Below are 6,923 nucleotides of genomic sequence, written 5' to 3' on the forward strand. Positions count from 1 at the left end.
CTATCCCTAGAGGTCAGAACACTTATGCCAATTTGCCATGGATGGATACAAATTGGCTTTGTACATGGATGTACGCTGCTTCACCCAACATCAGCCTGAACGCAAGGATTGCGTAGGAAGGGGATGCCTCAGCTAATGACTAAAACTTCAGGTGGTCCTCACCATGAGCCAGGTGCTGTGGTTGCAAATAGTCACGGTAATCATAGCGATATTGCTTGTGTAGCCTTGGCTTATTTTTGTCTTCATGGTCATCAAACTCTTCGACTTGAGTATCTAACCAAGTTGCAAACTGATCTTGATGTTGAGTCAGAGAGGCCATTAATTGATCATAACCTTCGTAATAATCAGTTTTTAGGTACTGGCTGAGTTGTACAAAGTCAGTATGGTGATGTTCCGCAAGGAAACGAATAGCCATATAGCTCCACTTGTAGGTTCGGTCTTGGCCGTCTTTGTATTCGGTGGCAAAGATCTCTTCCAATGTTGGGGCTTTTTCTATATCTCGCTTAATCACCCGAAGAGCCGAAGGGTTGGTATCGCCCTTTGAGATATATTCAGCTAACCCCTCTGACCACCAGACCATTTTCTCTGGGAAGTGACCAAAGCCTGCGTATTTCACAAAGTGCCCATCTAGGTAATGCACATATTCATGATTCAAATTCCAGACTTTAAATTCTGGTTCAATCCACCACTGACGGAAAGCAAAGAAGGTCGCTTGGTTGCCTGGTTTTGAAGGTATGCCCTCGATATACATGCCACCATTATCGGTTTGAATATCGAAGATAAGCTGGCCATATAAGTGGTATTGACTCCAGTTTTTAAATGCGACAACTCTAAGGGCGCTGTTAAAATCATTTGGGGTCGGTTTTAGTCCCGTTTTCAACAAACCATGAAAGTTAGACTCTTGCGAGGTCAACTTAGCGCAGCTGTCAGCAAGTTCTTGCTCGTTTAAATCTTGGGTCAATATAAACAGGCTATCGGAACAATGATGTTCAATGGGCAGGGCGGTTTTAAGCTCTGGAATACGGCATATATCGCTATTTTCCGTACACAGTTCTTGGCCGCCAAATACGTTGACGTGAAAGCCTGCAGTGTAAGCATCTTTAGCTGCATCCCCGCGCAGTGTGACATCGGCTTTCGCTATTGCGGCAACCGCAGCATCTAGCGCTAACTCTTGTTCTGTTTCACTACCGTCTTCAGATGAAGGTAGGGCTAAGCGATAAAGGGCTAATGCCCAGTAAGCATTGGTTCGTGGCCAATCTTTATCTGCACGAATACTTGTCGGGCTTGCTGCAAAACTGAGAAGGGCGGTGTTTAAGTCTGCGGCTAGCAAAACTTTGTTGAGCTCACCATCTACCTCTTTACGGCCCTGATTAAGTAAGAATCCATAGGCTTTTAAGGTTTCCAGTAATGCATAATCATTAGCGGTATTGGGCGTTGTATTCGCCAATTGCTGTAATTGCGTTTCTAGTTGTGGAAGTAGTGGCGGCAATACGGCGGCGGCTTCGTCGTTGGCAAAGTAGCGATAGAGAGTTACTGCATATTGCTCTTGCAAGCGCGCTCGATTGTTGAGTTGTCCTGAATCACTGAACTCTTCTAGGGCTTCAGCTAAAGCAGAAATATCGGCATCAGTTAAGTCATCAACTGGACCGTAGTAACTAAAGGCGCGAAAATAGTAAAGCAGCTTGTTTGCTGTCTCAATATCTTGGGTATTGGCAAGAGTCTGAGTAGCTTGAGCGAACGCCTCTGTTGTTAATAGCGGGCTTTGTTCGTCAAATAGATCCGCTTCAGAACTGCTGCTAATTTGACTCACTAATTGTGGGTTGGTGCTTGGCTGTTCAACACTGGCGCAGCCAGAGAGCGATGCGAGCAGACTCGCTATAATAGTAGTAGCGAACTTTGAGGGTGTATTCATTTTTTATCCCTTTATATTTATCCCTTTGTTTTATTGAATACAATATATCATTGCTTTTTACGAAATTCTAACATTGGAATATAAAACTTAATCGAATCCTTGGTAGAATAGCGACATATAGATGAAATTGAGATAATCATGGCTAAAATCGATCAGCAACTGTTTACGACGCACGAGCACGCTCTTGAAAAAGAGTTTGAGCTTTGCCCTAAGTGTGGCTGCGAGTTATCGGTAAAGCATAGTAAGCACGGTGGTTTTATTGGTTGCAATAACTATCCAAGCTGTGATTACACTCGACCATTGGTGCAGCATGAGTCCATTGAAACACAAGTGATTCAAGGATCTGTTTGTCCTGATTGTGGTAGCGAACTGGCGGTGAAGTCAGGCCGCTTTGGTATTTTTATTGGTTGTACTAACTACCCGCAGTGCAGCCATATAGAAAAGCACGATAAAGCGGATGCTGAAGACGAGATCCCTTGCCCTAAATGTAAAACTGGGCATATTGAGCATAGAACCAGCCGCTTTGGAAAATCGTTTTATGCCTGCAGTGGCTACCCAAAGTGTAAGTTCTTAGTTAATTACCCTCCGGTGGCCGAAACATGTCCTGATTGTGGCTGTGGAATTTTGGTTGAGCGTAAAGGTGCGGCGGGTATGCGCTTGGAATGTCCTGAAAAGGCATGTAAATATAAGCGCCCTGTTTAAATAACCATATTAACTTTCACTAATGTCGCTTTTAAGTAATCATAGCGGCTTAAAATCGCACTTATGTAAGGTGAATAGAGACACATGTTTGAAGTATTACCTGCTGACGTGGCTGAGCTTGTTGAGCAAGGGGGCGTTATTGCTTACCCAACAGAAGCTGTATATGGCCTAGGTTGTGATCCCGATAATAATGATGCTATAGAGCTGTTATTGCAGATAAAGCAGCGCCCTTGGCAAAAAGGCTTAATTCTAGTCGCTGGTGATTATCAGCAGTTACTTCCCTATATCGATGAGTCTCAACTGACAGCAGAGCAATTAGCATTTGCACACGGTAAGTGGCCAGGACCGTTTACGTTTATTATGCCGATTAAGCCCGGGCTTTCTCATTTGCTAAGTGGCAGTTTTGATTCGATTGCCGTGCGCGTGACCGCCCATGAAGGTGTTAAAGCCTTATGTGCCGCAATTAATAAGCCGATAGTTTCAACAAGCGCAAATCTGACAGGGCAAGAGCCTGCATTGACTGGAGCAGAGGTTAAGCAGCAGTTTGAAGGAATTATTGCTGGCTTGGTGATCGGTGAGTTAGGAAGTCAGGCATCCCCCTCTACAATTATCGATGCCAAGAGTGGAAAAATTATAAGAAAAGGCTAATTAGCTTTTAAAAAAGGAATGATATGAGCGCACCAGATTCAACTGTAGTAAAAGCTTTCTTACTCGATCTTCAAAATCGAATTTGTAATGGACTCGAAGCATTAGATGGTTCAGCGACATTTGCCGAAGACTCATGGAAGCGTGAAGAGGGTGGCGGTGGTCAAAGCCGTGTGTTGACTGGTGGCGCTGTATTTGAACAAGCAGGAGTTAACTTCTCCCACGTCATGGGCGCTTCTATGCCAGCTTCAGCAACGGCACATCGTCCGGAGCTTGCTGGCCGTAGTTTTGAGGCTATGGGCGTTTCTTTAGTTATCCATCCAAATAACCCACATATTCCAACCACACATGCCAACGTACGTTTTTTTATTGCCCATAAAGATGGGGCTGATCCTGTGTGGTGGTTTGGCGGTGGTTTCGACTTAACACCTTATTATCCATATTTGGAAGATGTGGTTGAGTGGCATCAGAGCGCTAAATTGCTATGCGAACCGTTTGGCGAAGAGATTTACCCAAAGTATAAGCAGTGGTGTGACGATTACTTCTGGTTGCCGCATCGTAATGAAACTCGTGGTGTGGGTGGTCTGTTCTTTGATGATCTCAATAAGCAAGGTTTTGATACTAGCTTTGCCTTTATGCAAGCGGTCGGCAATGGCTTCTTAACGGCTTATGCCCCAATCGTTGAGCGCCGTAAAGATACCGAGTATGGCGAACATGAGCGTCAGTTCCAACTTTACCGTCGTGGCCGTTATGTTGAATTTAACTTAGTTTATGATCGAGGCACATTGTTCGGTTTGCAAACGGGTGGCCGCACTGAGTCTATTTTGATGTCTATGCCGCCATTAGTGCGTTGGGAATATGCTTATACCCCTGAAGCGGGAAGTGCTGAAGCGGCGCTCTATAGTGATTATCTCAAACCAAGAGACTGGCTAAGCCTATAATATGTATTCTGCACTGCTCTATAAACATAAACAGCGCAGTGCTTTTACTTCGCACTTTAAATTAGTCCAGAGTGGCATAACAGCCAAAAACGAGTAGCATTGCCTGTTATTGGTTTCGCATATGGTCCGCCAGTGTCGCGATGGCGCTATATATAGCGTGCTGATGCTGTGGGTCTCGGACTTCTTTCTCTATCGCCGCTTTCATACAGAGTAACCATTGATCTCGCATCGCTTCGTCGACTTTAAAGGGCATGTGTCTAGCACGTAACGCAGGGTGACCGTGCTTCTGCTGATACAATTGAGGCCCACCAAGCCAACCACTCAAAAACTCAAATAACTTCTGCTCAGATTCTTCGATGGGCGCTCTATGAATTAATCGTAATTCTTGGGTCGCTTGGTTGCGTTGCATCTGTAGGTAGAATTGGTGAGCGATGGCACGAATGACGTGCTCTCCGCCTATGCGATCATAAGCATTAGATTGCTCTGGATCTCTATCTTTGCTAGGGGCTTGTTTATTGAATACTTTCTTTAACCAGTTCATTTTGTCCTGCTACTGGATTTATATCGATGACACAGTGTAGCAAGCAGTTAATTAAATTTATCTAGCTAATTGAATCACCATATAACGAAAGCTAATCTGAAAATAACTCGCTTTGAAGTGATTGCCAGATAGCCTAACCACGTTACACTAATCGTTTTCCGCGGTTAGAGAGGTAAGCATGACTGAACGATACGCAGTATTTGGTAATCCTATTGGCCATAGTAAGTCCCCTAAAATACATACTATGTTCGCCAAAGAGACAGCTCAGTCGTTAACGTATGAAGCGATCCTTGCTCCTATCGATGAGTTTCAGCAGAACTTTAATGCTTTTGCTGCGGCGAACGGCTTAGGGGCCAATGTAACAGTGCCTTTTAAAGAACAAGCATTTGCTCTGTGTGACGAACTAAGTGAACAGGCTCAACTTGCTGGAGCGGTAAACACACTGTCTGTACTAGCCGATGGCAGAATTCGCGGTGACAATACCGACGGCCTCGGTTTAGTTGCCGATCTGCAACGAAACTTAGGTAGTCTTACAGGGCTTAATGTTCTTCTTGTTGGAGCCGGTGGCGCCGCAAGAGGTAGTGTGCTGCCATTATTGCAGGCCGGAATTGCCAAGCTTACTATCGTTAACCGCACACAAGCAAAAGCCGAAACACTAGCTGTACTTTTTTCCTGTTATGGCGAAGTAGAGGCTTTACCGATAAGTCATACGGGCAAAAGCTACGATGTGATTATTAATTCAACCTCATCAAGTTTAAGTGGTGAGGTGCCCAATATCAGTAGCGATAGCATTACATCACAAACCGTTTGCTACGATATGATGTACGGCAAAGAGCCAACATCATTTAATGTATGGGCTAAAGCGCAGGGTGCTAAACAGACCATAGATGGTTTAGGCATGCTGGTGGGACAAGCTGCAGAAAGCTTTAATATTTGGCGTAAGGTAAAGCCCAGTGTTGAGCCTGTATTAATTCAGCTTCGGGCCGAACTCTAAATTGAGATAAATTTGAGATAGAAATGAATCAAAGTATTTTATTCCCCGATCTCCAAGATTGGGACTCGGAAAGCCAAACCGTGGTATTTCCTGCTCAGGTACAAGGTGCCAACATCGAATGTTGTATCAGCTTGGCTAAGCTTGCTACTTTATCAGCGACAACAATCAATGCAGGCGAGCAAGATATTGCCAATAAAGCACTAGCCATATTTGATGATTATCGGTTTGATATAGAAGAAGAGGTGGAAGCGCTCATCGAACAAGAGATATTCGATGAGCAAGGAAGAGTTGTTCTTTTATAAGCGTTATCTATAGAAGGCTATAAAGCCAATCCTCTCTATTCGCCTTCTTGCAAATACTCGTTCTTAAGCCTGACATAGTTATCAGCCGACTGAGGCAGGAAGGCGAGCTCAGCTTCGGTTAACGGACGCGCCTGCTTAGCAGGACTACCCACGTATAGAAAGCCACTCTTAAGGACTTTTCCTGGTGGTACTAGTGAACCAGCACCAAGAATGACGTCATCTTCTAAGATCGCGCCATCCAGAATAATCGCCCCCATGCCGACTAAAATACGATTACCGACTTGGCAGCCATGCAGCATAGCTTTATGCCCGATAGTAACATCGTCACCAATAATGAGAGGGTGACCATCAGGTAGCGCAGCTGACTTACGGGTAACATGTAAAACGGCCCCGTCTTGGATATTGCTTCTCTTACCTATATAGATATGATTTACATCACCACGTGCGGCAACCAGCGGCCAAACACTGGCATCATCATCTAAAGTGATATCACCCACCAAAACACAGGCTTCATCTATATAAACGCTATTTTTTAGCGTAGGCACTATTCCTTTATAGGAGCGTAGCGAGTTATTGTTTTGCGAGTTAATCATCTAAAAGTCCTTCAAATGGCATTTTTTGCATTATAAAGCCTAAAAAGTGGCTAGTCAGGATGTTTTATCGGCAAACGATAACAACAAATCATTTTTCTTTATAAAGGCCCTTGCGCTGATCTCAAATCTCCCTATAATGCGCATCCACTGACACGGCACAGCAGGCCAACTACCCAGCGTAAACGCTAGATAGCACGGGACTTGCAGCAGCGTTAGAGAGTTAAAACTCTTAGGAGATTTGATTCAGGTGACAAACGCTTTAAGAGCTTCGTTTGATGGTTGTTAACACGAGA

8 protein-coding genes are annotated in these 6,923 nt (G+C 44.4%); 5 read left to right on the forward strand and 3 right to left on the reverse strand.

Annotation, left to right across the window (positions count from 1 at the left end):
- Positions 1-139 precede the first annotated feature (139 nt).
- On the reverse strand, positions 140-1,912 hold the full coding sequence (locus ACVBIL_RS20240) for a collagenase (RefSeq protein ID WP_447168740.1): 1,773 nt from the start codon (positions 1,910-1,912) through the stop codon (positions 140-142).
- 138 nt (positions 1,913-2,050) lie between these two features.
- Here ACVBIL_RS20240 and ACVBIL_RS20245 point away from each other — a divergent pair, with 138 nt between their 5' ends.
- The 3 genes from ACVBIL_RS20245 to hemF all read left to right on the forward strand — a co-directional run bounded on the left by ACVBIL_RS20245 (position 2,051) and on the right by hemF (position 4,200).
- Positions 2,051-2,614: a DNA topoisomerase family protein gene (locus tag ACVBIL_RS20245; protein ID WP_447168741.1), complete on the forward strand. Its 564-nt coding sequence runs from the start codon at positions 2,051-2,053 to the stop codon at positions 2,612-2,614.
- Between the two features lie 84 nt (positions 2,615-2,698).
- On the forward strand, positions 2,699-3,262 hold the full coding sequence (locus tag ACVBIL_RS20250) for an L-threonylcarbamoyladenylate synthase (RefSeq protein ID WP_447168742.1): 564 nt from the start codon (positions 2,699-2,701) through the stop codon (positions 3,260-3,262).
- Between the two features lie 23 nt (positions 3,263-3,285).
- A complete protein-coding gene (gene hemF / locus ACVBIL_RS20255) occupies positions 3,286-4,200 on the forward strand; it encodes an oxygen-dependent coproporphyrinogen oxidase (RefSeq protein ID WP_447168743.1) in 915 nt (304 codons plus the stop codon).
- Between the two features lie 106 nt (positions 4,201-4,306).
- Here the strand turns inward: hemF and ACVBIL_RS20260 are convergent, their stop codons facing one another.
- Entirely contained in the window at positions 4,307-4,741 is a 435-nt protein-coding gene (locus tag ACVBIL_RS20260; RefSeq protein WP_447168744.1) for a group II truncated hemoglobin, read from the reverse strand.
- 178 nt (positions 4,742-4,919) lie between these two features.
- Between ACVBIL_RS20260 and aroE the strand changes: the two genes are divergently transcribed.
- Positions 4,920-5,735, forward strand: a complete 816-nt coding sequence (gene aroE / locus ACVBIL_RS20265; RefSeq protein WP_447168745.1) for a shikimate dehydrogenase — start codon at positions 4,920-4,922, stop codon at positions 5,733-5,735.
- A 23-nt stretch (positions 5,736-5,758) separates the two neighbouring features.
- Positions 5,759-6,037, forward strand: a complete 279-nt coding sequence (locus ACVBIL_RS20270) for a DUF1488 domain-containing protein (protein ID WP_447168746.1) — start codon at positions 5,759-5,761, stop codon at positions 6,035-6,037.
- 35 nt (positions 6,038-6,072) lie between these two features.
- Here the strand turns inward: ACVBIL_RS20270 and ACVBIL_RS20275 are convergent, their stop codons facing one another.
- On the reverse strand, positions 6,073-6,630 hold the full coding sequence (locus ACVBIL_RS20275) for a gamma carbonic anhydrase family protein (protein WP_447168747.1): 558 nt from the start codon (positions 6,628-6,630) through the stop codon (positions 6,073-6,075).
- Positions 6,631-6,923 lie beyond the last annotated feature (293 nt).

It is taken from the genome of Shewanella sp. 125m-7, from assembly GCF_052977045.1.

Bases quoted from the DNA above. Each gene is read 5' to 3' on its own strand.
- ACVBIL_RS20240 (WP_447168740.1), bottom strand. From the start codon at position 1,912: ATGAATACACCCTCAAAGTTCGCTACTACTATTATAGCGAGTCTGCTC.
- ACVBIL_RS20245 (WP_447168741.1), top strand. From the start codon at position 2,051: ATGGCTAAAATCGATCAGCAACTGTTTACGACGCACGAGCACGCTCTT.
- ACVBIL_RS20250 (WP_447168742.1), top strand. From the start codon at position 2,699: ATGTTTGAAGTATTACCTGCTGACGTGGCTGAGCTTGTTGAGCAAGGG.
- hemF (WP_447168743.1), top strand. From the start codon at position 3,286: ATGAGCGCACCAGATTCAACTGTAGTAAAAGCTTTCTTACTCGATCTT.
- ACVBIL_RS20260 (WP_447168744.1), bottom strand. From the start codon at position 4,741: ATGAACTGGTTAAAGAAAGTATTCAATAAACAAGCCCCTAGCAAAGAT.
- aroE (WP_447168745.1), top strand. From the start codon at position 4,920: ATGACTGAACGATACGCAGTATTTGGTAATCCTATTGGCCATAGTAAG.
- ACVBIL_RS20270 (WP_447168746.1), top strand. From the start codon at position 5,759: ATGAATCAAAGTATTTTATTCCCCGATCTCCAAGATTGGGACTCGGAA.
- ACVBIL_RS20275 (WP_447168747.1), bottom strand. From the start codon at position 6,630: ATGATTAACTCGCAAAACAATAACTCGCTACGCTCCTATAAAGGAATA.